The organism is uncultured Algoriphagus sp., assembly GCF_963974365.1.
In the GTDB taxonomy this organism is placed as follows: domain Bacteria; phylum Bacteroidota; class Bacteroidia; order Cytophagales; family Cyclobacteriaceae; genus Algoriphagus.
The window spans coordinates 31,651-56,445 of the sequence record NZ_CAXBBX010000003.1; the positions used below are offsets into that span (position 1 = coordinate 31,651).

General features: G+C 37.5%; 19 protein-coding genes. 6 read left to right on the forward strand and 13 right to left on the reverse strand.

The window, feature by feature from the left end:
- Positions 1–140: 140 nt before the first annotated feature.
- The gene (locus AACZ87_RS04705; RefSeq protein ID WP_339865356.1) at positions 141–3,341 is read right to left on the reverse strand and encodes a SusC/RagA family TonB-linked outer membrane protein; all 3,201 of its coding nucleotides are present in this window, start codon (positions 3,339–3,341) and stop codon (positions 141–143) included.
- A gap of 204 nt (positions 3,342–3,545) precedes the next feature.
- Entirely contained in the window at positions 3,546–5,303 is a 1,758-nt protein-coding gene (locus AACZ87_RS04710) for a TlpA disulfide reductase family protein (RefSeq protein ID WP_339865358.1), read from the reverse strand.
- A gap of 930 nt (positions 5,304–6,233) precedes the next feature.
- Here AACZ87_RS04710 and AACZ87_RS04715 point away from each other — a divergent pair.
- From AACZ87_RS04715 to AACZ87_RS04730, 4 genes are all read left to right on the forward strand, one after another.
- Positions 6,234–6,632, forward strand: a complete 399-nt coding sequence (locus tag AACZ87_RS04715; protein ID WP_339865360.1) for a helix-turn-helix transcriptional regulator — start codon at positions 6,234–6,236, stop codon at positions 6,630–6,632.
- Positions 6,629–6,970, forward strand: coding sequence for a helix-turn-helix transcriptional regulator (locus tag AACZ87_RS04720; RefSeq protein ID WP_339865362.1), 342 nt, complete (start codon positions 6,629–6,631; stop codon positions 6,968–6,970). The genes AACZ87_RS04715 and AACZ87_RS04720 overlap by 4 nt, the downstream gene beginning before the upstream one ends.
- Positions 6,971–7,243: 273 nt before the next feature.
- A complete protein-coding gene (locus tag AACZ87_RS04725) occupies positions 7,244–8,269 on the forward strand; it encodes a hypothetical protein (RefSeq protein ID WP_339865364.1) in 1,026 nt (341 codons plus the stop codon).
- 11 nt (positions 8,270–8,280) lie between these two features.
- Complete coding sequence (locus AACZ87_RS04730) at positions 8,281–9,195, forward strand: hypothetical protein (RefSeq protein WP_339865366.1); 915 nt, start codon at positions 8,281–8,283, stop codon at positions 9,193–9,195.
- A gap of 49 nt (positions 9,196–9,244) precedes the next feature.
- Here the strand turns inward: AACZ87_RS04730 and AACZ87_RS04735 are convergent, their stop codons facing one another.
- From AACZ87_RS04735 to AACZ87_RS04760, 6 genes are all read right to left on the reverse strand, one after another.
- Positions 9,245–10,408, reverse strand: coding sequence for a hypothetical protein (locus AACZ87_RS04735; protein WP_339865367.1), 1,164 nt, complete (start codon positions 10,406–10,408; stop codon positions 9,245–9,247).
- A complete protein-coding gene (locus AACZ87_RS04740; RefSeq protein WP_339865368.1) occupies positions 10,401–12,335 on the reverse strand; it encodes an AAA family ATPase in 1,935 nt (644 codons plus the stop codon). Before AACZ87_RS04740 ends, AACZ87_RS04735 begins: the two co-directional genes overlap by 8 nt.
- Positions 12,336–12,487: 152 nt before the next feature.
- Positions 12,488–13,633 carry an HpaII family restriction endonuclease gene (locus AACZ87_RS04745; RefSeq protein ID WP_339865369.1) on the reverse strand — a complete coding sequence of 382 codons (1,146 nt, stop codon included), beginning with the start codon at positions 13,631–13,633 and terminating at the stop codon, positions 12,488–12,490.
- Positions 13,633–14,937, reverse strand: coding sequence for a DNA cytosine methyltransferase (locus AACZ87_RS04750; RefSeq protein ID WP_339865371.1), 1,305 nt, complete (start codon positions 14,935–14,937; stop codon positions 13,633–13,635). Before AACZ87_RS04750 ends, AACZ87_RS04745 begins: the two co-directional genes overlap by 1 nt.
- A gap of 101 nt (positions 14,938–15,038) precedes the next feature.
- A complete protein-coding gene (locus AACZ87_RS04755) occupies positions 15,039–15,515 on the reverse strand; it encodes a very short patch repair endonuclease (protein ID WP_339865373.1) in 477 nt (158 codons plus the stop codon).
- Complete coding sequence (locus AACZ87_RS04760) at positions 15,508–15,711, reverse strand: helix-turn-helix transcriptional regulator (RefSeq protein ID WP_339865375.1); 204 nt, start codon at positions 15,709–15,711, stop codon at positions 15,508–15,510. The genes AACZ87_RS04755 and AACZ87_RS04760 overlap by 8 nt, the downstream gene beginning before the upstream one ends.
- Before the next feature lie 101 nt (positions 15,712–15,812).
- Between AACZ87_RS04760 and AACZ87_RS04765 the strand changes: the two genes are divergently transcribed.
- Both AACZ87_RS04765 and AACZ87_RS04770 read left to right on the forward strand, forming a co-directional pair.
- Positions 15,813–16,298: a hypothetical protein gene (locus AACZ87_RS04765; RefSeq protein WP_339865377.1), complete on the forward strand. Its 486-nt coding sequence runs from the start codon at positions 15,813–15,815 to the stop codon at positions 16,296–16,298.
- Between the two features lie 145 nt (positions 16,299–16,443).
- Positions 16,444–16,863, forward strand: coding sequence for a hypothetical protein (locus AACZ87_RS04770; RefSeq protein ID WP_339865379.1), 420 nt, complete (start codon positions 16,444–16,446; stop codon positions 16,861–16,863).
- A 345-nt stretch (positions 16,864–17,208) separates the two neighbouring features.
- Here AACZ87_RS04770 and AACZ87_RS04775 read toward each other — a convergent pair whose 3' ends face one another.
- The 5 genes from AACZ87_RS04775 to tnpA form a co-directional block, all read right to left on the reverse strand.
- Positions 17,209–18,981: an erythromycin esterase family protein gene (locus AACZ87_RS04775; protein WP_339865381.1), complete on the reverse strand. Its 1,773-nt coding sequence runs from the start codon at positions 18,979–18,981 to the stop codon at positions 17,209–17,211.
- Between the two features lie 1,093 nt (positions 18,982–20,074).
- Positions 20,075–20,944 (reverse strand): hypothetical protein, encoded by an 870-nt coding sequence (locus AACZ87_RS04780; RefSeq protein WP_339865383.1) that lies wholly within the window; start codon positions 20,942–20,944, stop codon positions 20,075–20,077.
- A gap of 1 nt (position 20,945) precedes the next feature.
- A complete protein-coding gene (locus tag AACZ87_RS04785; protein WP_339865385.1) occupies positions 20,946–21,797 on the reverse strand; it encodes a HipA family kinase in 852 nt (283 codons plus the stop codon).
- A 609-nt stretch (positions 21,798–22,406) separates the two neighbouring features.
- Positions 22,407–23,714 carry a serine hydrolase gene (locus AACZ87_RS04790; RefSeq protein WP_339865387.1) on the reverse strand — a complete coding sequence of 436 codons (1,308 nt, stop codon included), beginning with the start codon at positions 23,712–23,714 and terminating at the stop codon, positions 22,407–22,409.
- A gap of 325 nt (positions 23,715–24,039) precedes the next feature.
- Positions 24,040–24,477 carry an IS200/IS605 family transposase gene (gene tnpA, locus AACZ87_RS04795; RefSeq protein ID WP_339865389.1) on the reverse strand — a complete coding sequence of 146 codons (438 nt, stop codon included), beginning with the start codon at positions 24,475–24,477 and terminating at the stop codon, positions 24,040–24,042.
- Positions 24,478–24,795 lie beyond the last annotated feature (318 nt).

Genomic DNA, 24,795 nt, shown 5'->3' on the forward strand with positions numbered 1-24,795 from the left:
ATTTGAGTTTTAAAGGCCATCCCGAATAGTCGGGACAGGTTATGGAAACTTGTACCACCGGTTATCATTCCAGTGTGTGATTTTTGAGTCAAGCCTGTCTGCCACAGTCAGGCTCGATTTCATGATAAGAATGATTAAGGTTATAGATCTATTCGTAGACCCAAAGCCGCACTCCGCAAAGGTCTGGATACAGGAAAGTCAGGATCTACAGTATCGTTAGATACCTTCCAGAGAATACCCAAGTTATTCAGGTAAGTAAAGACCTCAATACCACGTACAGGCAAGGTTGGAGACTTGCTTCGATTCCAGGAGTAACCAAGTCGTATATCCTGCAATCGGACATTATCACCTTTCTCCACGAGTGTTGATGAAAACTGATAGAAGCTGGCCCTTTGATTATCAAGCCCATCTGGCTGTGAGGGCACATTGGTAAGCAGTTCATCACCAGGATTTTGCCAGCGTAGTCCGTAGTCAGAATGACTGATCTCTCCTCTGGAAAGCGCTGCATAGTCCACCGAACGGCGACGATAATAATATCCTAGCCTATAAGAAATATTAAGCGATATATTCCAGCCTTTCCAATCCAAGGTGTTTCGTAATGAGCCATATAAGGTGGGACGAGCCGACCCATGAAATTTGAGTGTCTCAGTGGTAGATGAAGCCATAATAGCCGAATAATCATCTGACAACTCTCCATCCAAGTATCCTAAAGGATTTCCATTAGTTGGATCCAACCCTCCCCAGGGATAGGAAAACACAGAAAACAGGGGACGCCCTTCCAGTGGAATCATATTGGAGTTAGCGGCCAAATATTGAGCTGTGGCTCTTGCCCCGTCAAAGTAGGTGACCTTATCCTTCATCCCACTCATAAGAAATTGGGTATTCCACTTAAGCGACCTGTCCAAATTCAGGGAATTCAACAGTAAATCGAATCCTTGCGTTTGGGTTCCTGAAAAATTTCCCCGGTATTGATAGATGCCATTTGAGTCAGGTACTTCTGTTTCTCCGATCAGGTCCTCTCCTACTTTGGAATAAAACTCCAGGGTACCACCGATTCTTCCACTTTTTGATTCAAAGTCAAGTCCCACATTCACTATTCTTATCTTTTCCCAGCGAAGCTCAGGATTTGGAGGATTGGCTATAAAGGCATATCTAAGTCCAGAGACGAATGGGTGGTCATTATAATACATGAGTGTGGTGTACGCGCTTGTCGCTTTGTCCACATTCCCATTGTAACCATAGCTCATCCTCACTTTCAAATAGGGCATTCCCTGCCATCCATAGAAATCTTCCTCACTGAGAATCCAACCCGCTCCTGCACTCCAAAGTGGAATACCACGTTGGTTGGTCTCTACACCAAAGAGATTTGACATATCTTTTCTGGCACTTAAAGTAAGGAGGTACTTTTTACTATAAGAATAGCCCACGTTGGCAAAATAGGAAACGTACCTGTCCAGATTCCCGGAATGGGTACCTCCGTAAGGGATGCTTTGATAACTACCCCAATTCTGATATTGGGGAAATTGACTGGTATAATCCACAGGAGTACTTAGTCCGATAGCATCATCATACCCGTAGTAGATCATCCTATCCGTATAGCTTTCCATATCCCGAAGCTCCCAACCTGCTAAGGCATTGACCTCGTGAGAATTTTTAGTGAAGTTATAGGTAAGGTTTGCCCGTAGATTATGGCTGAAAGAAAGCCCATTGGAATGGGAGAATCTACTTCCTCTAGGCATAAGCAGGGACAAAGTACCATCTTCTCCAGTCTGAGTGAAGCTATTGATCTGGTGACGGACAGCAAAGAGATCTTCCGACTCAATATTCCGCAATTCAGTACTATTATTCCAATATTGATAGTACAACTGTGCATTTAGACCAGGTAGGATTTTGTAATTCAATCCAAGGTTTGCACGGATATCCATTGAAAGACTACGTTCATTTCTTTTTCCTAACTCATTCAAGGGAATTGAACTCCAGTCAAGCAAACCTTTTCCCTGATTTTCTTCCACAAAGCGGGTATTTATCTGTGAAACAACAGCGAGGGGATTACCCTGTGCATCTGCCAATGCTTCATAGGGATATAGGCTAGGAACTCCGGTATCGGCGTAGGATGATCCTCTGGATAGGTAAACTCCTGTGGAAATTTCCAATTTCTCCCGCAATAGCTTCCAGTCCTGACGTGCATTCAGTGTAATTCTACCTGACTCCCTTCCTACCTGTTCACTTTTATTTTGGTCATACCCCCCGGAAAAGTTAAACCTATGTGCTTTGCCTCCTCCAGTTACCTGAAATGCATATTGCTGTAGTATGGCAGGCCTATAGTAATACCTGCTCAGCTCACTGCGGGAATCCTGAGATTCGTATTGTGAAAGCTTGGCATCTGCCTCCTGTTGATTCAATCTACCTTCTCTGGCAGCAAGCAAGGTCTCAACCACGGGAGATAGCGGGCTGTGAGCAGAACTACTGATACGTGAATCATAATAACCGGAATCAAATAGTCTCCGCTCCTGAGCAATAAAATCCCTCATTTGCATCAACGGCAGATAGAATAGATCTGGCTGATTAGTCAAGGTTACATTTGACTGAATGGCTACCTGCATTTCCTGTCCATACCTCCCAGATTTCGTAGTGATTACTATAACACCATTACCTGCCTGGGCACCCCAAATAGAAGCTGCAGCCGCATCTTTCAATACTGTAATGGAGGCAACATCGTTTGGATTGAGATTATCGATATTTCCTTCATAGGGTAAATTATCAATCACTATCAGCGGTTGGGTATTTCCAAATAAGGTGCTTCTACCCCGTATACTGATCGGATCATCTCCTGCTGCAGCTCTGTTGAAGATCAGACCCGGAGTCACATCCTCCATTCTGTCCAGAATACCAGTGCTGACACGTCTATCCACTAAATCCTGATCCAAATAGGAAAAAGAACCTGTGACTCTTTCCTTGGGAATCTTCTGGTAGCCTGTAGAAACTACTTCGACATGATCCAACCCTATCTCCTCAGTTCTAAGTAGGATCTCCAACTTATTCTCCCTGGGAATGCTCACCTGAACTATCTCAGTATGGTAACCTACATAACTGATGGTCAAGCTATAGGACCCCTGAGGAAGGGCTAAGCTGAATTCCCCTTTTTCATCGGCTACAGCAGAGATTTTAAACCCATCTACCAGCACCATAGCACCGGGAAGGCGTAGTTTATTGTTTGCTTCCAGGACTATCCCTGTCAGAATACTATCCTTTTTGATCTGAACCCCATCTACTCTCATAGCTATACCTATAGCCAAGAGGATCAAGACGATTCGGGTGAGGTTAATTAGTTTCTTTTTCATATGTTTATAATTGCTTTTTTTATGGCCATATGGAATCTCGCAGGGTTTATAATCATCCCAGTGTGTGACTTTTTAGTCATGCTCGATTTCATATGATTATAATTTGTTTTTTAAAGGCCATATAGCCTGTCCCGATTTTTCTTCGGGAGAATCTCGCAAGGGTATAATCATCTCTCTGTGTGACGTTCTTCCTCATGCTCGATTTCATGGTGTGATGAGATGTGAAGTGGAAACAGGTTTAGGGCTAGCTAGGTAGGATTCAATCAGCTGTGACCAGCCTTCCAGCGTGGATGGGAAATCGCCAGTACGGAGGATTTTACCTTCCTTATCCAGCAGCAGCTGAGCAGGAAAGGCTTGAATCTGGTATTGCTTTAGAAAGGGATGGGATATCCCTCCGGAAAATAGATTCAGTGAGGTTTCAGCCGTGTAAAGTCCACTTTCCAGACTTTTTTGCCAGCGCTCAACTTCCGAATCCCCGGAAATGGTCACAAAAAGAATCTCAGGATGAGCTTCATAGGCCTGCATTAGTGGTAGGAAGTTGTTTTTGGCAAACTTCAGGCAGGAACCACAGCCGCTAAGCCAGAAATCCAGCATAACCAATTTCCCTTTCCAGGAAATCGGGTATACCTCTGAACCATCTGATGCCATAAGTGGGTAATTGAGTACCTCCCTGCCAGCAATATTTGATTCATATATCTTTTGCAGATATCCTTCCACCCATGGATTCTGCATTCTATCCAAAACAGCTGAAATCAAAGAATCCGCCTCAGAGGTGTTTCTGTATTCCCGAATGAGGTACAGTGCATCCACCTGATCGCGCAAAGATTCGGGAAGAGTGGCACTTAGGTAAAAGAATGAGACAGGCGATACTCTTTCCAGTAGTTTATTCTCTAGGTAGACCGATTCAGTCCATTCTGCTGGAACGACTTTCCAGTCTTGCACAGCTGATATATCTTCCGATTGCATTCCAAACCTGAGTAAGAGTTCCGCCCAATCCATACTTTCAGGTCTGGCTATAGCGATAAACTCCATGGCTTCCTTTCTCAATTTGCCAGTCCAGTAAGCGTGAAGCCATGCATATAGGTCGGGATCCAAATCCTCTTGATGCCGGCTGAGTTCGGATAGTATACTGCTCTCTGGACTGGAAAGCTGTAAGAGTTGGGAGGCCCGTTTAATCCTCTCCTCTTCAGAATCCAGCCAAAGCATCTTGCGGTTCCATCCGGTACGGTATTGCTCCGATATACGGTTATATTCTTCCTGCTTTTCCGGTGAGTCCAGAATCCTCCCTACATCAGATAGAATCATAGCCGGATTGAGATTTGCTTTAGCTGTCCTATCCAGCTCCTGTAAGTGCACCTGCAGCCTAATCTTATCTGCATCAGGACCAGAGAGCAGTAGCTTACCAGTAGACTGATCCCAAAGCACTGCGAGTGAGTCTCCTGCCTGAATCCATATATTCTCCAGAAGGACATGCTGACCATCCCAGAGATGGAATCTGCCTATGGACTCGCTCATAGAAATACGGGATTCGGAAACCTGTTTTCCCTGCGTGCCGGAGAAGAAATTCCCAGCATTCAGCTGTAGCGTATCTTGCTGCAGCCATGAATAATCATAGCGTGTATCCAATTCAAGCTCCCGAATCTCCCAGTGCAATACTGCTGAAGTCTCAGAGGCGGAATTGACCTCCGCACGAATAGTGAAATATGCTTGCTCCCCCATGCGGGCAGAAGGACTCTCGCCCTCCTGCCCTTTTGCAGCGGAGTGATCAACCAAATCAAAAACCTCCGGCAGATTATCGGAGCGGATTTCTCCGCCCCGATGGGTGTCTCCAGTATCAGTGGAGACGTGGGGCATAGACCTATGAAGAAAATCCGCCCCGGGTGAATCAGCAACTTGTGCTGTGGAAGTGCTTCCGTATAGGCATAGCGATGCCAGGAAGCATGTGTATAGATGTTTTTTCATGCTTTTGAATTTTAAGCTGGAAGACGGGAGACGGAAGACGGAAGACCGGTGTCCGGTGTCGGATGTGCGATGTCCGATACTTCGACTTAGCTCAGTGCAAGTGCTGGAAGCAGAAGTAGGCAGTCGCAGTGAGCAGAAGTCAGAAAGCTAAAAGCTAAAGTCAGAAATCTGAAATCCTAACCACCGACCTTCAGGTCATTTTGAAGGAGTTCCGGCTGAGAAATCTCTCAACTCTAACTTCTTGACTCTTGGTACTTTGTACTTGATACTTTGTACTTCTCACAAGACATAGAAATCCCACCTTAGCCTTCTTGGCCAACCACTTGTAGTGAGCTTGTCGAACCAGCAATAATGAATAAGAAATAAACTGAAGTAATGGAGCTGTTGACCTGCTGCAGCAGATGATCTCCATTTTGTCGTCACTGCGATCCCGAGAATCGGGAGAAGCAGTCCCGTATTATTAAGTACTAGCTTCCCTGCAATAACGATAATCGTCACTCCCTGATCTGTATGGATAGTCCCGAGACGCTAGCGGATTCGGGAGCAATCAGAGAGAAAAAGTGTCCCAACCCTTAAATCGGATTCTTGGGCTTCAGAGGATACAGGCGATCTACCGCGGCGATGCCTGAATACTCTAAGGATTGGTCAATAGGTAGAGAGCAAGTATTATCATTCTGAATACCAATCACACACAAGTAAACTCCTGATAAGGAAATCCCGATTTTATGAAGTATGTGATAGGTTCTGGACAATTTATGTCTAACTTTTAACGATGAAAATCATTCCTTATGCTCTCTGTAAGCAGAATCTTCGCTATATTGAACTAAGATTCGCTTACAGGCAAATATTGGGATTTCCAGTAAGTAAAAACCAGTAAAAAAGGCCATTTATCAGTATTCTGAATTCTGCTTCAGTCAAAAAACTTCTAGCATGAAACAACCTCAAAAAATTATGCGGATACTCAGAGAATCACAGGATTTTTCTCAGGAATATGTAGCTGATGTATTAAATATCAACCAAAAGACTTATTCAAATCTGGAATCAGGAAAGTCTAAATTAACAGTAGACCGAATTCAACAACTGGCCGAACTTTATCATGTAAAGCCAGATTATTTTCTTTCAGAAGATCTGCCAGTTATTAATTATAATTCAGGGCCTAACAGTCATGGAGGGAATTTCGAAACCTACAACAACAATTTCGTTGAGCTAGAGTTCGTGAAATCTGTATATGAAAAAATCCTACAAGAGAAAAATAACACAATATCAAATCTCGAAAATCAAGTTGAAAAGCTTACTTCAATTATTCAAGAATTAACAAAGAAAAAATGAGCCATACCGTAATCGGATCCTTTAGAATTAGTCATAATTATGCTCCTGAACACTTGGCAGCTGAACTAGATATTCCTATAGAAGATTATTTAAAAATGGAAAATGGAGAATTATTGCTATCTACTGAGCAGGCAGCAAAACTTGCTGAATTCTATCAAGTTGATCCAGCCTTATTCTTTCTAAAGGGGCTATCAGTAACCAATTACAACCATGGTCCAAATTCACATAGTGGTCCAATTACTACATACAATAACAATTACGGGTTTAAAGAGCTTGTGGAAAAATTAATGATAGAAAATGATGAGTTGAAGAAAGAGTTGCAAAAGTTTAAAAAATAGGTTAGAACACAGCATCAGTGAAATTCATTTTATAATTATTTTACCTGTAGACAAACCTAAAGGAAGTTTAGAGTTTGGGAAACAAGCCTTATATTAATGTTCATAGTCTTAACTCAAAACGCCAGAAATGGGTAACCAAATTAGGTGGTAAGTTAATACTAATATGTGATAGCAAATTAATAATTTTGCTTATTGCTTAATATAAGGCAACTGACACAAGAAAATAAGAGTAAAACAATAAAGAGATACTTTATATCAATTTCAAAACTAGTAATGAAAATAAAAATATTAAGTACAGATTTTGATAAGGTAATATCGAGTTTGTTCATAACTGGCTCAACTAGTTATGACTATTGCCTTAAATATCTTGTTCCATTAGTAGATAAGCTAGATATTCAGAGAACGCTTCAAGACTCTAAATTCTATCAGAGACTTGAGAGAGACTTAATCAAAGGTTGTATAATGCCTCCAATTACCATTGCCTTCATTCAAGATTCATCTAAATCTGTTACGGAAAAAGATGCGGATAAGTTTGTGAATGAAAATATTGAAAAGGCATTCATTTTAGATGGAATTCAAAGATTAAACACACTCAATAGAACAAACACCAAACAAGCAGGAAAGCTTGATCTTGATAGGTGTCTATATCTTAATATTCTAGTTTGTTCATCGATGGACAACCTTCTTTACAGAATGATAACTTTAAATAATGGACAAAAACCTATGTCTGCGAGACACCAGATTGAAATATTAACCAGTAATCTTATTGAGTTCCCCGAATCCGAAATACCTGTTGTAACAGAAAAAGAAAAGAAACAGGTTAAACTAAAAGTGGTATTCAACAAAGATGTTTTTGTTAAGGGGTATCTTGCATTTTTATCTAATTCAACTAACATTGAAAACAAGAAGATAATAGAAGAAAAAATGGATCAACTGATTGCTGACCGAATAATGGACACTGAGATTACTTCTGAAGATATTGAATTTACTGAAATCGTAAAACTGGTGAATCAAATATCGGAAAATGATTTTGTCTACAAATGGCTCAAAAACCAAAATAACTTTATTGGATTTTGTGTCGGTATTAAAAGCTCGTTCGAATATGTGAAAAACATTTCAGAAGATAGATTACAATCCATCTTGAGCAATTATGAGAAGGCATTTTCTTCTTTCAATTATTCACAAATAAAAGTTGGTTTGTACAGGAGAAATCTTAGTTCACATTTCTTTAAAAATTTGCAGAGAATGCAAAGCATGGATGAATTAGAACTGATTGATGAACTTTCCCAAATAGATTAATCTTTGAAATCATGAATGTTGGGAGATTTGAATTCATAGAGAACGTTCAAGCTAGATTTGTCTCAACTATTCCGACAATTCTAGAAATAGATGGTCCGGCTAGAGAAGAACTTATTCTAGTTAGACTACTTACTGGGACGTTGAAAATAAAAGATCAAATTACAGGGAGCCAATTCGTTCAAAAGAATAATTATTCAAAAACAGATTACTCTGAGAATAGAGTTATATCGATGAGGCCAGTTCGCGATTGTTTAGACGTTGGATTGTCTGAAGTCCACTTGAGCCAATATATAACGAACTCTATTCATTACGGTAATAAAAAACTTTTCAAAAATTTTCTTCTTGAGTTATCTCATTTTTTCTTGTGTAAAGAAAACAATTCCCATTTGTCTGGTTTTTTGCATTTATATAGATCATTGGAATTTATATCATACTGCTTCCCCCTATTTTACGCAAGTCGATCAAAAGATTATCATGGAACATTCAATACATTAAAAGGGTATTTTAAGGGTTCAGACGGTGAAAGAGACTTTCTGAAAAAATTCGTTAACGAACATCTTTTTAAAACCGATCCAATTTTAGACATACAATTACATATTCCGATTAATGCTGTCAACCCCATATTGCAGAAACAATTTTATGATGCATTTCTAAAAATACAATCTCAAAATCGTAAACAAATTGAATTGATCAATAGCCTTCCTAATTATGAAATAATCACAAACAGAAAATCATTAATAAGCATAATGATCTCTTTGAGAAACAGAAATTTCCATCTTTTAGAAGGAGACTATAACGACAACCTAACTTCCGAAGAACTTTATGATTTTGATGGCTTTTATTCGAACTTCAATGAAATATTTTTAAATTGGATTGCATTGATTTATTTTAAACTTTTGAATAAAGCTGTTGAATTTGATAAATAATGAGAGTATACCGTTTTATAAAATAGAATTCACACCATTTATACTCTAATCATTTCGACATCAGATTAAAGACAGGAAGAATTTGTTCAACCAAATCCTTTGTTAATTTAGCCATAGGTCTTCTATTAAAGTTCTTCTCATTAAAGTAATTACCAAAATAAAATTGATAAAATTCTTCATTACTTGAAGCCAATGGTTCCAATATAGACTTTAAAGAATTAGCATAAGTAGTATTAAGCATATCACATTTAACCACAAGTTCACCAACGATATCTAGATGGGATTGGTAAATATCCTTTAATTTAAATAAATTTATATTGCCCTCCTTTAAATTGTCCAAAACACGACTGCCACCGAAAATTTTTCTATATCGATCAAAAGGTGACATATATATCATATTATCCTTAAAAATTAAAGAAAAATTCTCAGGATCACTTTTGTTCGGTTTTAAGTCTTTGATTAATACATTAAATGTGACATCACTGTAAAACCCTTCTAAATATGGGTGTAAATGTGTGTCTAGTTTCATTACATTAGAGCCTTTCAAGGAAGAATTACAATAATAACAAGAAGGAATTAGGTTAAAAAAACTCAAAGCTAAAAATGGATGATGCTTTTGAGAAAAAAAATGATCGAAAGTTGGTCTGATAATCCCTTTTCCTTTCTTACTAATTACTGTGTTTATATAATTTCTATTACAATAAGGACAAGTATTAACATTTAATTCATTAGCTATTTTATAAGCATAATCATCGAATAAGGAAAAATCAATTATACTATTAATTAATAATTTTATATTCGAATCCATCAAAGTTGTCAAACCAACACTATTTTTTACATCATTTTCAGTATTAATAGCAGAGTCAGGACGACATAAGATTAAATCTTCTAAATTTTTATCATCATTTAAATAATTTAGAATATCAAAGATTAGTTGCTCTTGTAAAACTACCCATGGCTCTATATTTGCTCGTAAAACATTAACATATTGAGATTGATTTTCAAGTTTTGAAGTAGCAAGTAATAGTTGATTAGTCAACGTTTTTTTTAAACTACCATGTAATGAGTGCTGTTTCAAATTATTTGAAGCTCCTCTAAAAATAACATTTAATACATTTAAAAAGTAATCACATCTACTCTTTATACTTACCTTAATTTGATTAAAATAATTTCGTGAGATTTTATCTAAATTAACATGTTCAATTTTAATCATTTCCTAATCGCTCTTTTAGCATTCGTAATCTGTCAATTTCCTTATTTCTCATATCAATTATAGAATCTATAACATTATCATCAGATTTACTTGCCACCAATTCAAATAGCTTTGATTGAATAAATGGTTCACCAATTATTTCAATGCGCTTTTTATAATTGTTTTGAAATTCTTCTTTACTAATCCTCTTTGCTATATTTAACTCCTCAATGAGTTGTTCAATTCTTCTTCTCGCAAATTCTCCCATGAGACTGTTTTTGAGAAAAAATGAATTTGTAAATAATTCATGGATATTACTACCAAATGTCTGACTAAAATTTGACTTATCTTCTGGAAGACCATTTTCCTTTAAAAGCATTACATTCTCTAATGGAATATCAGATAAAATAAAAGGGGAATGAGTTATTATTACAATATTGATCGATTTTACGTCTTTCAAATGCAAGGCGGAAATGGCATTCAATAAATTATTCAAAAAAATTCTTTGCATTTCAGGATGTGAGTACAATTCAATCTCCTCTAAAACAATATTTATATAACTATATTTAATCTTATTTGAATTGCCACGAGGCCGTGAAACAGATTCTATATTTGAAATATGATACAAAATAGAGCTAATAGAATAAAGTTGCTGTTTTTGACCTGAGCTTAAAGATTCAAATTCTATTTCATCCTTTCTATTTTCCTTATTTTTATCAGAATCATTCTTATTTTCAAGAAAAATCTTAGTATTGAAAATTGCGGGAGGCAAAAATTCAATATAAGAATTTCCTTTATTTCTAAATTTCTTTATTAAACTTAAATACTCACTAAACTTATAACTACATTGTTTTACATCAATATATTTATATCTTAATAGATTAGCTGCTTGCTTAAATTTTAATACGACATGTGACTTGTCTTTATAAATTTTATCTACCAAAAAATTAATAGGCTTTTGATTAGTCAGGGGGTCTTCAACTTTAGTATCATTAAAATTAATATAATATTTAAAATAAATGCTTATAGCTTTATATATCAAGTATTTTTTTAACTCTAAATAATTTTCTGGTACCTCATATTCAATATTAAATTTTTCTGCTATCCTTGCCCACAAATAATCTTCCGAATACTCTATATCATCTAAACGTATAACTTTCTCCTCTCCCTCAAACACAGAATATTGAATAACCTTTTTTCTGAAATCTTGTTTTCGTAGGGTTAATAAAAATGAATCAAATTCCAATTGATCTAATAAATCATTATAAATAGAATTTGATCCTAACTGAATTAAATTGGTCATTAACCTTGCATGAACTAAATGGTTTTCAGTATTTATATCAATATTACCATGTTTTCTAAAAGGATTTAATACTAAAGGTGTTTGATAACCATCATTCTTGTGAAAAACCTTTTCTAACCATTCCTCATCTTTTCTTTGCATTGGATTATAAGCATAATGCGAATAGTTAGTAACGATAGAGTAAAACAATCCTTCAAAATTACTATGACTTAGTTCAACCTCTTCCAATAAGGCGCCCGTTACTGTTCTCTCTGTATAAACTACTACAGAATCCCCTTCACATAATACTCTATAAATTCTGTCCGTTTTAAAGATCAACTCACCATAAACCCCATCTATCTTTTTTATTTCAACTTTAGGATTACCAATTTTTTTAAAAAATTTGTGCGAAATATTATTTATGATTCTTAACATTAACTCAATAACGGAGCTCTTACCAGATCCATTCTTGCCTACAATTGCCGATACATTTATATCAGGTTTTCCTGTATTAAAAAAATGATCAGGTAACTTACTTTCTCTAATCAATTCATAATTAGGATCAAATCTATATTCAGAAGAAAAATAGTAATACTCTCCTATCTTTAAATTATTTAAAAATGTTTTTTTTAAGTTTTTTAAGGGTCTGATTGCAATTAATTTCATTAGCAAATATTTCTTTTTGATAAAAACCTATTTTTTTTTACATGCATAAAAATTTAAACTTTAAAGCTTTTCAGATAAAAGAAACCCAGTATTATTAAATTCCTAATGACAAAATGGTATATTTTACTTTATGGTATATTTAACCATTATAATCACTTAAACCGAATTTGTAGGTTTATTTTAATCTTCAAAAGATCATCTTTTCTATAAAGCCAGCCGTAGTTATAGTTTTTGCCGGACGCCCTTGGTCTTCCCGGAAATTTGGCATCCTCCCCTGTTGACGGCTGCTCAAACTTTGTGTTATTTAATAAATAGTTTCTAAAAAGATTGAAATCATAGATATGAAAACAGACTATATCCCCGTCTTTCTTAGCGATGATAACACCGCCAAAGGAATCGTATTCTCCAAGCCAAGGCTTTTCGGAAGTCATACCCATAGCAGCTTCCGTTAGGAATCTTTTTAGTTTGTACTCATATAGCTTTTGCTCACTAGCCTCACCACCATAAAAATTCATGGGATCCATCTCTTCTAATATTGCTGATATTTTTGTCAGAGAAGAATCTCTAAATACCCATCTATAATACAATGACCAACCAATTATTTCCGGTAAATCCCCATCAATCATTTTTAGATTTTTCCATAGCTGATTGGATTGGATCTTTTCAAATTTCATTTCACAACCCAGCTGCTGTAATTCTTGAAGACGAAAAGTGAGTTTTGACATTCTACCTTCCGGCTTGTAAGTTCTGGCATTAAAGTCTTCTATCGTCTCTTTTAAACCATCTACTGTAGAGAAAATAAAATTGTTGCCTACGCCAGTATTGAATAAGGTAGAATTTCCGCCGATTAGGGATTTTATGCTAAAACCAAGATCAGTTTCTGTAGCTAGCCTATGATCATAGATTTTTAACTGAATATCTGACTTTACACTACTATCAGCTTTTAACTTATTGATATGAGAAGTTTTTAGAAAATCTTGAACTTCCAAAATTGGGAAGGAACTACCCTTGCCTTTTAGAATTCCATTGTACAGCAATTTGGATATCTCGCTAAAATCAGAGAATGAAAACTCACCAATCTGCTCATTTGACTGATTATTTTTCTTATAAATTTTTATGCTATCATTTCTATCAAACTCAAGATTATATTGACTTTCACTTTTATAAGCCTTTACAATTTCATATACATTGCTGAAATCTTTCTTTAGATTAACATCAGACTGAAAAAGGTTGCCCTCAGCTAGAAGCGTTACTAAAACGTATAATTCGCTCCACTCGCCTTTATTTCCTTTGAGCATTATATTATTTCTTTTATAATCCTTTCCGCAGTAGCCCTGATCGCCGGCACGGCCACTGAATTACCAAATTGTTTGTAAGCTGACGCATCAGCCACAGGGATTACATAGTCATCCGGAAAACCTTGCAGTCTAGCCCATTCTCTGGGAGTCATTTTTCTTATTCCTAGGCGATTTACTTCTCCTTTGATATGTGTGATAGGGGTGAAATCTTCCAGCCTGTCGTCATACACCAGGTTGCGTTCTCTACCCATTCCCCCACAAACAACTGCATTTGCAATCCCATCATCAGGAATGATTTCATACCCAAAGCCGTTTCCCTTACCCTCATGTCTGGCTTTATGCTCCTTGAGGGTTTTTAGGTATTGGTTAGAAAGGTAATATTTCACAGAAACCACGGTTTCTTCCTTGACATCTTCAAAAGAAACCACTTTATCCAAAGGCTCAGGATATTCAAATTCAGAAATCCCTAAATCTTTTCTGAATCCTACAATGAAGATCCTCTCTCTGTTTTGAGGGACACCAAAATTCTTGGCATTCATGATTTGTGGATCAGGAACGTAATATCCTAGATCTTCTCGAAGCACATTTAGAATAGTAGCTAGGGTTCTTCCTTTATCGTGGTTGCGGAGACCTTTTACATTCTCCAGAAAGAAGGCTTTTGGTTTTTTTCTTTTAATGATCTCGGCAACATCAAAAAAGAGTGTTCCTCGAGTGTCTTCGAAACCACCTCTTTTACCTGCAATCGAAAATGCCTGGCAAGGAAATCCTGCACAAAGCAAATCAAAGCCATCAGGTATAAATCTCTTTGTTTCTTCCTTGGTAATATCTCCAAAAGGCACCTCTCCAAAATTGGCTGCGTAAGTTTTCTTAGCCTGTTCATCCCACTCACTGGTAAAAACACACTTTCCTCCCAAACTTTGCATCGCAAGCCTAAATCCACCTATTCCAGCGAATAGATCAATGAATTTGAATTTTGGTTCTTTTGGTTCAGGAAAAGGCACTTTATTTTTAAAATCAAAAAGCATGTATTGAAGTGCTTCCTCTGCTACTTCGTAGGTGATCTCTTCTTCAGGAAATTTATATTCAAGAGCATATTTTACATGCTTGACAGCTTCCTTCTTATAAAACTGCGAAATACCGTTTTTACTATTATGCAAGTAATGGGTAAGGGCTGCTTTCCCATAATCAGAGGGTTCCACTACCCGCACTTTGAACTTCTGGCCAAAAACCTCTTCAATTGATATTTTCTCCTTTAACTTCATTCTTGGTCTATTGAGCATTTTGAAGAGATTCTTTCTCTTCATTTAAATCTAAAAATAAGATAGTCCAAATATATCTAATCTCTAATAACACTCTCCCATCCTATTACAGAATATTAGGACATTGTCACAGATTGTCAATTCTATTATGAATACTTACTGATTTCATCCAGAACCTTTTTGATACTTGCTCCCAACTCCCCCTTCACCTCAAAATCCCAAAACCTCAATACAGTCCAACCTTTTGACTGATAGTAGGAATTGACTTCCTGATCCCGCTGCATATTCCGTTCGATCTTGGCTATCCAAAATTCTTTGTTAGACTTGATAGTATTTTTCCGATTCTCCCAATCATAGCCATGCCAGAAGGAGCCATCTACAAAAATGACGAGTTTGTATTTCTTCAGGCTGATATCCGGCTTACCAAGTAGTGGCTTCTTTGGAGTTTTATATCTCACTCCTGCCTGCCATAAGGCTTTCTTCAAAAGTTTCTCAGGTTTGGTATTCTTCCCTTTAATCTGAGACATTTGAACAGATCTGGCTTCAGTGGTGTAAAAGCCATTCTCCTCGCAGAAATGTGGGATTGCTATTTTGGGTCGTATGTAGGATTTATTCTTATTCAAAGAGTTCTTTGATCTGAATTTCTAAGACATTGGCGAGTTTGGCTATTACCTCCAGTGAAGCATTCCGCTTTCCCTGCTCAATCCCTGATACATAGGATCTATCCAATCCCGAGCCAGAAGCCAACTGTTCCTGAGACATTCCCCTAAGCTTTCTAATTTCTTTTATCCTTAAGCCGAAATTTTCTTTTACGTCCATTGAAGATTTTTACTCTATATTTATGTTGATTATAATCAACATTTTTAAAATATTTATTATCTTAAGATAGCTTCATTTGGTACTAAAAATAACAAAATCTTATGTTCCTAGACTATCTACCTCATCCCCTTCCTGAAAATTGGCTTATTAGCGAAATAGATCAGGACAACGAATACCTGGAATTCCTTGGACATAATGGAGAATTCCTGGTGTCAATCATGAAACATGAATACGACAATCCTAAAAAGCCTTACTACCTAAGCTTAACCCAACTAAAGGGGATTCTTGGACGATTTGATTTTGAAAGTCTGGATTGGCCAGAATGGTTTCAAGCTGAAAAAGAGGCTTTGGAATCAGCATTGAAACTGATGGAATGGATAAACCAGAACTATGGGACTTTTGACCCGGTAACCAATTATGTGCTGGTGTCCTTGGGAACTGAGGAAAGGATAGATTCCATTAGAAGACATTTTGATGGAAGGATTATGGTTCAGGAATTCCAAAACCGCAAGTTGGTATTTAGGGAAGTGAATTTGACATGGGGAGCAGACTCACATGCTGAGGCGGCTTTAAAAGCGATTAATTAGCTATACGAAGCTCAGGCTTTTGATACGGAAGATCTAGTGGTCGGATATCTATGCAATGAAAAATTCCAGTTGATAGATGATCTGAGACCCGCAGTTTTGGATCGGATAAAGAAAAGTACGGTTGTAAATTAAGAAGTCAAGATCTATGAAAGCACTTGAAGAAATCCCCTTTAAGCCCGAGAAAGGTCATTTGGTCAAGTTTCACACGCCATATCCTGAAGAAGACCCAAGTCAGTTGTACTTACTGTTAGAGGTAAAGGATTATGATCATTTTGATACGCCTTGGGCAGATATTCTGGCATTGGGTACAGGATTTTCTTTTCCCTCTATCAATATGGTGAAGCTGGAAGATCTGGAAGTGGTGGAATGGAATACCGAAGAGTTGTTAGGTAATTATGGAGCTGTCCTCAAAGAAGACGGTTCGAAAGTTCCGGGAAAAATCATTCAGATTTCAACTGATGGAAACAATAAAGAACCACTTGGGAATTTAACCATACACGCACTTATCAGGGATGATAAAGGTGAAGAGCACAATGGAAGGTTGTTAATGGATTCTTTGAGGTGATTTGTTTGAAGATGGAATTCCAAAGTATTATACTAATAGATTATTTCCGAAGTCAATTCTATTTTGGTATATCTAATGGAAGATAAGGTATATTCTTTTACGTAATTCCTGCATATTTGTATTGTTAGGTCTGATCAAGCCTCTTTCAGAAATGAAACGTAATCAGATAAAGAATTGGCCCCTATTTAGGGGCCTTTTATATTTAAGAGATCTTTTAGTAATCCTATGTGAATATTGGCAAGGTTTTCATTCTACAGAGAGTTTTTGGCTAAAGTTGGAAGCAGTAGAGATCCACTTATTGGAATGAGCTAAGGGCGCATTCCTATTGAATCGTTAGCTACGGTTTCACCTGAAAATTGGCGTAGTGGCATTCGTATTTTCTATAAATATCAAGCAATCAAAGTGTTTGATCAAAGGAATGAAATAAATATCTGTTTCTTTCTCTTTCCCATACCCGACCAATTTGGTGGGTCCGATAATGGCATCTGGGCTCAGTTCCTTCTTTAAAATTGACGTATCAACAATGGTAGAACTCCCCATTTCAGCGAGTTTATTTTCCCAGAGCTCGTATTCGCTAGACAGCAATTTTTCGGTTTTTAGTTTCTCTATATAATCATGATCTCGATGAATATATTTCTCACCCATATAGGAATAGGTTCCTTGTAATGTCAAAAGCCCTACTGCGTAGTAATCCTCCTTAAACTCCTTTTTGAGATAATAGCCCATCAATCCGATTTCATTATCTGAAATGACTTCTTTGGATATATGAGCATTGTGAGCCCAAACGATGATTTTGTTGTCTGATTGATTGGCTAAATAAGAGATTCTTTCAGCCATTATTTCGTCCCTGCTCTGAATGGGCTGCTTATCCTTAAGATGGACATAATTGATGTAAGAGTTTTTTCCATTGAACAAAATCTCCTCGAGGGAATCAGTCAGTTTTCCTGAAACTTTCAACTGATTTTCAATGGCTAAAATATCATTGTAAATCCCATTTTTGAGATTGATTTCTTTCTTCCCGTCATCAGTTTCACTAGTTGAAATATTCAATTCAAGGTGTTTGAGAAGATTATTCAATTTTATATCCTTCATCGGTGCAACTTTGTCACTCAGCAATTCATAGAAGGCCCAGAGTGAATCATCGCAACCTTTAAATTCTACAGCATACTTAGTTCGATTGTCCTTATACCATTGCAAGAAGGATTTCATTTCTTCAGTCTGGTAAATAGAAAACAGATGTTTCCGCATCAGACTGTCTATTGGACTGGTATCCAATTCCTTGTTAAATACTTCGATATCATCATAGGGACTTTCCAAAACCACCAGATTGAACCCTTTTTCCTGGATCAATCTTTTGGTAATTATTTCTCTGAGTTGATAAAACTCTGAGGTACCATGGGTACTTTCTCCAATTGCCACTATCTTTTTGTCCCCTACTTTGGCGATCAATTCGTCCAAACTTTTATGCCAGGTTTCGGGATTAGAAATGTCCATTTGAACAGAGGATTTTGATAATGCTGAGGATAGGTCTGCCGTATTGAAGTCTTTCAATGTTAACCTCTTGGTTTCTTCTAAGGTCTGAATGTCTTTACCATCAATTTTCACCATAAAATCGTCAAACCAGGCAGTTCCTCCCTTGCCCAAAATCCCTCCAACATAGATATATTTTGCATTGGGTGGATAGGGTACTTTTACTGAATATTCTGTCCAATCACTACTACCTCTGATATGACGATTTTGCATACTTTCAAAAACCAAATGATAACCACTTTTTTCGCCATCAATCCACATGATCAATCCAACATAGTCTTTTACTTTTTCATATTTTATCCTGCCAGTTAGTTCTATTGTGTCTCCAGCATAATTGGCTAGGAATCGATTCATAATGAATCCGAATTTCCCGTTTTCATCTGAGACAACCTTCCCCACAATATTCCCATCGCTTTCTTTTTCCCCTTTTATGATGTCGAAACCACCATATTTATACCAACCCTTAGGCATTGATTGCTCAGCTGAGTCAAACTCATTGAAGTTTAAATTGAACTTGTTTTGGGCAGTAGAGACCAGAGGGGAGCCCAAAATACATAAGAGGAAAAGGTAGAATTTCAAAATGCGCATATTGATTTAGTAGGATGCTGACCACCGATAAAAAATCCTTGATTAACTGATCTTTATTTATTTATAACTCATTGTTAAAAGGCTTTCAAGAAGGATTCGGCTCTAAAGTAGAGAATAGGAAAGGTTAGTTAGTTCCTTTTAAAATCATTTAACTAAAAAGTAGTCCTGCACTTTACCCCATTTCTTTACCAAGCATCGGTAAAGCTATCGGCAGGGTGATTATGAGCTCTAGAATTTAATAAGAGCAGTTTGGCTAAAGCCCGAATAATTGAATGACCCTCTCACTAGGAATGGGCTAAAGCCGCATTCCTAGTGATGGGATAGTGGGATAATGATATTAGGAATGAATAAAAGCCACATTCCTAGTAATGGGATAGTAATTCAGGAATTGCCTTAAACCCTAATTCTATCTCAATGGAGAATTCATGAAATCGGACCCCATCAATTCCCTCCATCTTTAGATGGAGGATATATAAAAATCCGGCAGACAATTTCCGGCTTTAGCCGAATGTTTGAATCCTGTGTTTTTTGGCTAAAGCCGGGGTTGGGGGGATAATCGAAAATAGGAATGGGATTTTGGAATGAATAAAAGGAATGGGCTAAAGCCACATTCCTAGTGATGGGATAGTGGGATAATGATATTAGGAATGAATAAAAGCCGCATTCCTAGTGATGGGGATTTTGGAATAATGTTATTAATGAATTAAAACCGCCCTCCTAGTGATGGGATAGTAATTCAGGAATTGCCTGAAATCTTAATTCTATCTCATTGGAGAATTCATGAAATCGGATTTCATCAATTCCCTCCATCTTTAGATGGAGGATATATAAAAATCCGGCAAACCATTTCCGGCTTTAGCTGAATGTTTAAATCCCGTGGTTTTTGGCTAAAGCCGGGGTTGGCGGGAGAATCGTCTATAGGAATGGGCTAAAGCCGCATTCCTAGTGATGGGATTTTGGAATGAATAAAAGGAATGGGCTAAAGCCGAATTCCTAGTGATGGGGATTCTGAAGACGGGCTTAAGCACCATTCCAGTTTAAGCCATCGGTGTGACGAATTAATAGGAAGGAAAAATGGTATGTATTTACTTGATTATTGGTTTAAAGCGATAGAAAACTTTTGATATTCCTCCTGATGGAGTTCTTCAATTACACTTTCAATTTCCTTTTCCTCCAATAGGGTATAAAGTTCTTTTTTCTGAGAGTAGAAGAGGTTTAAAAGAGTTTCCTGCTCGGAGCCTGCCTTAGGCTTTTTAAGCATCAATTTGAACTTCCCTGATTTGAGACCTTTCGCTTCACTATAGCCCTTCAAAGCCGCGACCAGTATTTCGAATGAATTAAGCGTCAAGCTAATGTTTGTCATAGAATTGGTAAAGTCCACCGTTTCCATAGCCATCACTGCTCCGTTCTGCGCAATTAGATTTACAAAAGTATCACCATTCAGCCCAGGGAGCTGGTAAGGATCCAATTTCAATCCTACATCTGCTTTATCCTTAATAGGATATTTCTTCAGAAGACTTTGGATGTGGGTATGAAAATTTGGTTTTGGATTAACATCAGCCAGATCAGTATCCCCTACCCAGTTTTGATATAATTTCTGAAATGATTCCTCATTGATTTCAAAATTGAGTTCCTGAGCTGAATCAAACAATAGCGAGTTATTGGCGTATTTTTTCAAATACTCAAAGTAGTCTTTGCCAAATACTGGATTCTGAAAATCCACCAAACCTGAATAGGATGGTGATTTTTTGTTTTCGGTATTTACTTTTTCACCAATCTGGGAAAGGGTAGCTTTGGCAAGTTCATAAGAAACTGTTCCAAGAACCTGCTTTACTAATTTGAGTTTTTTCTGGGAATAGGCATACCAAACCTTTTCTGGTGTTATCACCAGCAGGCCAATGAGAACCTTCTCGTTTCCGAAAGATCCCAAGGAATGGAATATGGGCACAAAAAAACTAGTCATATTAACGTAGCCTATCTTTGATCAAATATCTTGCCCTTTGAACACGAGCTTCATCGATCAGGAAGTTGATGAGGCGCTGAGGCAAATGTTTTGGAACTTCCCATTCGACCGGAATTTGAGCATATGCCTGATTGACAATTTCTTCAATGCCGGAAAGGGAGGACAAAGGTAAGAAATTATCAACAATTTGGTGCAAATCCTCTTTGTTCAACAGCTTATAATACTTCTGAAAATAAGGACTTTCCGGCAGTTTATGTGCAACTTCAGGTAGAAAAGAAGGGTTGAGAATTCTCAGTTTGGTCACACCTCCAAAACAAAAAGCATGATCAATGGGAACCCAGGTAAATTTCACCTGCTTATCAATTAGTCGGGCATGTATCAATAGATTATAGTTTGCCAATCCTTCTCTATTTACTCCCCTGTCCACATTATCCACCCACAAATCGAATAATGCTATTTTTATCAAAAGATATGGGTCAATAAACTTTTTAAGTAGGCTTCTTTTAGATATGCCCGTCAGGCTAGTTAGCAATTCTGTGTCTTGCAACCACTTAACAGCCAAGACCCAGGTCTTTTGTCGTAGAAGTCTTTTATTGAAAAATATTTTTTTGCTATCCAGGTGTAGGGGATCCACTTCCATCAGAGCTATTTCTGGACTACGGATACCTAGCCACGACAAGAGATCATGGCTCACCAATTCATAAAAAAGACAGTCTATTTCCTCCCGTTGGAGTTGGGTGAGGTATTTGCAAATGTAAATGTCTCCATCATCTGCTTGAATTTTCAATGGGTGGTGCCCGTCTGTCTCAAGTTCTTCAATAAAAAGTTGGGATTTAATACGACGTACAAGCATTCAAAAACTACAAATAAAAATTTAGAACTCAGTTAAATTAAGCAAATGGCTAATCTTTTCCTAAAAAACGCATAAGGTTCCACTCCTGCCTAAGTTGATCTCTGAGGAGTTTTTTGTTCCAGAAGATTGTGGTTGCCAAGGTTATTTTCATAAAGTGGTTTGTGGAGACACAAACCACGGCAGAAAGATATAATTCTCAATAGGAATGTGCTAAAGCCACATTCCTATTGACTAACAAGGTCAAATAAAAGTCAAAACAGAATCCCATCAATTCCCTCCTGCTTCAGCTGGAGGTTTAAAAATATCCGGCAGACAATTTCCGGCTTTAGCCGAATGATTGAATCTCGTGGATTTTGGCTAAAGCCGGGATTTGGGGGATAATCGAAAATAGGAATGGGCTAAAGCCACATTCCTAGTGATGGGATTTTGGAATGAATAAAAGCCACATTCCTAGTGATGGGAAGCATTCTTTCGTTTTTAGAATAGGAATAAGCTAAGGCGCAATTCCTTTTGAATTAAATAAAGAACATAAATCAAAACAGATCCCATCAATTCCCTCCTGCTTCAGCTGGAGGTAGATGTAGACTACCAGATCGGAAAAGAATCGAATCAATTCACGCCTTTTTTAGATGGTTGTCTATAAAAAACATCTTGTAATGCTTCCCTTATTCCCAAACTGTATAATTTCTGATGATCTCGGGATGGATAGACCCGATTGGAGAGAAAGATGTAGGTGAGCTTATTTTCGGGATCTGCCCATACAAAAGTTCCAGTGAAGCTAGAATGGCCGAAACTAGCTGGGCTTGCCAAAGGGGAAGGATAAGCTTCTGCCAATGGAAGCTCGGAGTTATTGAAGTAAGGTTTATCAAAACCCAATCCACGACGGTTATCGTTTTCTGGAAACTGTACTTCGGTAAATTCTTTTACAGTTTCGGTTGAAATAAGCTGCTGACCATCCACCTTGCCATAATTCTGATATAAAAGCATCAATTTGGCCAAGTCGTCGGCCGTACCGAACAAACCAGCATTGCCAGAAACCCCACCTTTCAGCGCTGCGTTTTCGTCATGAACCCAACCATTTACCAAGCTTTTTCTAAAGAGAGAATCTACTTCGGTGGGAACAATGGCGTTTGGGAAATTTTTCCATGTGGGTAAATATCCTAAGGTATGTGCACCTATGGGTTTGTAGAAATTCTCTTGCAGATAGGTTTGATAGTCCCTTCCTGTGAGTTGCTCGATCAAACTCGGGAAAATCAAAAAAGTGAGTCCCGAATACAGGTACTTCTTTTCGGCTGAGACTTCGGATCGATCGATGATCCGGTTCATCTTCCTTTCAAAACGATTGTTGATATAAATCCCCTCGTATGCTTGGCCTAGGAAACGCTTATTGGATGAATCATGCACAACTCTTTTTTTGATCTTGCCATTTTTCTTTATCACTTCATTCAAAAAAACGATGTAGGGGATTAACCCTGCTTGGTGAGCCAAAATCTCCCGGAGTGTGAGGTCTTTTTTATCTTTTTGCTTTCTCCACGGCTCCCAATAGGTACTAAACGGTTTGTCTAAATCAAGTTTTCCCTCGTCCACCAACTTCATCAAGGCAGGTAAAGGCCCTGCAATTTTGGTCACCGAAGCCAAATCATATAAGTCGTCCAATGCGACAGGCTGAATGCTGTCGTAGGTATGATACCCGTAAGCTTTGTGAAAAATAACCGTATCATTCTTGGCTACTAAAACCTGTGCTCCCGGAAAAGCCAAACTGTCGATTCCCATTTTCATCAGGGAATCAACTTTATGTTGGATGTAAGCTTTATCAAATCCCATTTGAGATGGGCTGGCATGAATCAATTCCCGCTGGGCAAATCCAAGTTGAATCAGGGTGATAATTAAGAAAAATGATATCGAGATTTTTTTCATTCTGGAAGAGTTTGCTTTAAAATTATTGAAAAATAAGCAATAGGAATGGTGTGAAGGGGAATTCGTTTTCATTTGGCTAAAGCCGGGGTTGGGTGGGGAATCGAAAATAGGAATGGGCTAAAGCCACATTCCTAGTGATCGGAGGTAATCTTTCGTTATTAGAATAGGAATTAGCCAATGCGCAATTCCTTTTGAATTTGATGAAAACCATTAGATCGAAACAGAATCGCATCAATTACCTCCTGCTCCAGGGTTGGGGAGATATTTCAAAATAGGAATGCGCTAAGCCGCATTCCTAGTGATGTGTTGGTTTTTCGGCTTTATGCTAATCATTGAATTTCTGGAACCCGTGTTTTAAGATGAATTCCTCATGTTCTTCCTGAAATGATTTCTTTCTATGATGTTGCTCTTGATTCTCGATGTACTTTCTAACTTTCGGAAGAATTGATTCTGATACTGAGACACCATAATATTCATCTTGCCATTCAAATTTCTCGTCAGTCAGTTGGTGTTTATTTATCCAAAAAGATGATTCGCCTTTAACTAACTGCATTATTTTTTGGATAGTTTGATCTGTTCCCAAGGAGATCAGGCAATGACAATGGTCTGAATATCCACTCACGAAGTCGACGAATATCCCTTTCTCCTTAGCATTTTGACGGATGTGGTCCCACACTTTCATTCTTAATTCTCGAGTATTCAGATAAGAAAATCGGTTTTTAGTACTCCATATGAAGTGGATGTAGACTTTGATAAATGGCATGGCTGAAAAATTTAAAAAGGTCAATTAATTTAATCTTTGTCGAGAACAAATACTATAGATCTTTGAATTTGGCTAAAGCCGGGGTTGGGGGGATAATCGTCTATAGGAATGGGCTAAAGCCACATTCCTAGTGATGGGATTGTGGAATCATATGAGCAATGAAATAAAATGCATTCCTAGTGAAGTATTGTGAGATAATGATATTAGGTATGAATAAAAGCAGCATTTCTAGTAATGGGAATCAATCTTTCGTTTTTGGAATAGGAATAAGATAAAGCGATATTCCTTTTGAATTTATGAAGACCATTAGATCGGAAA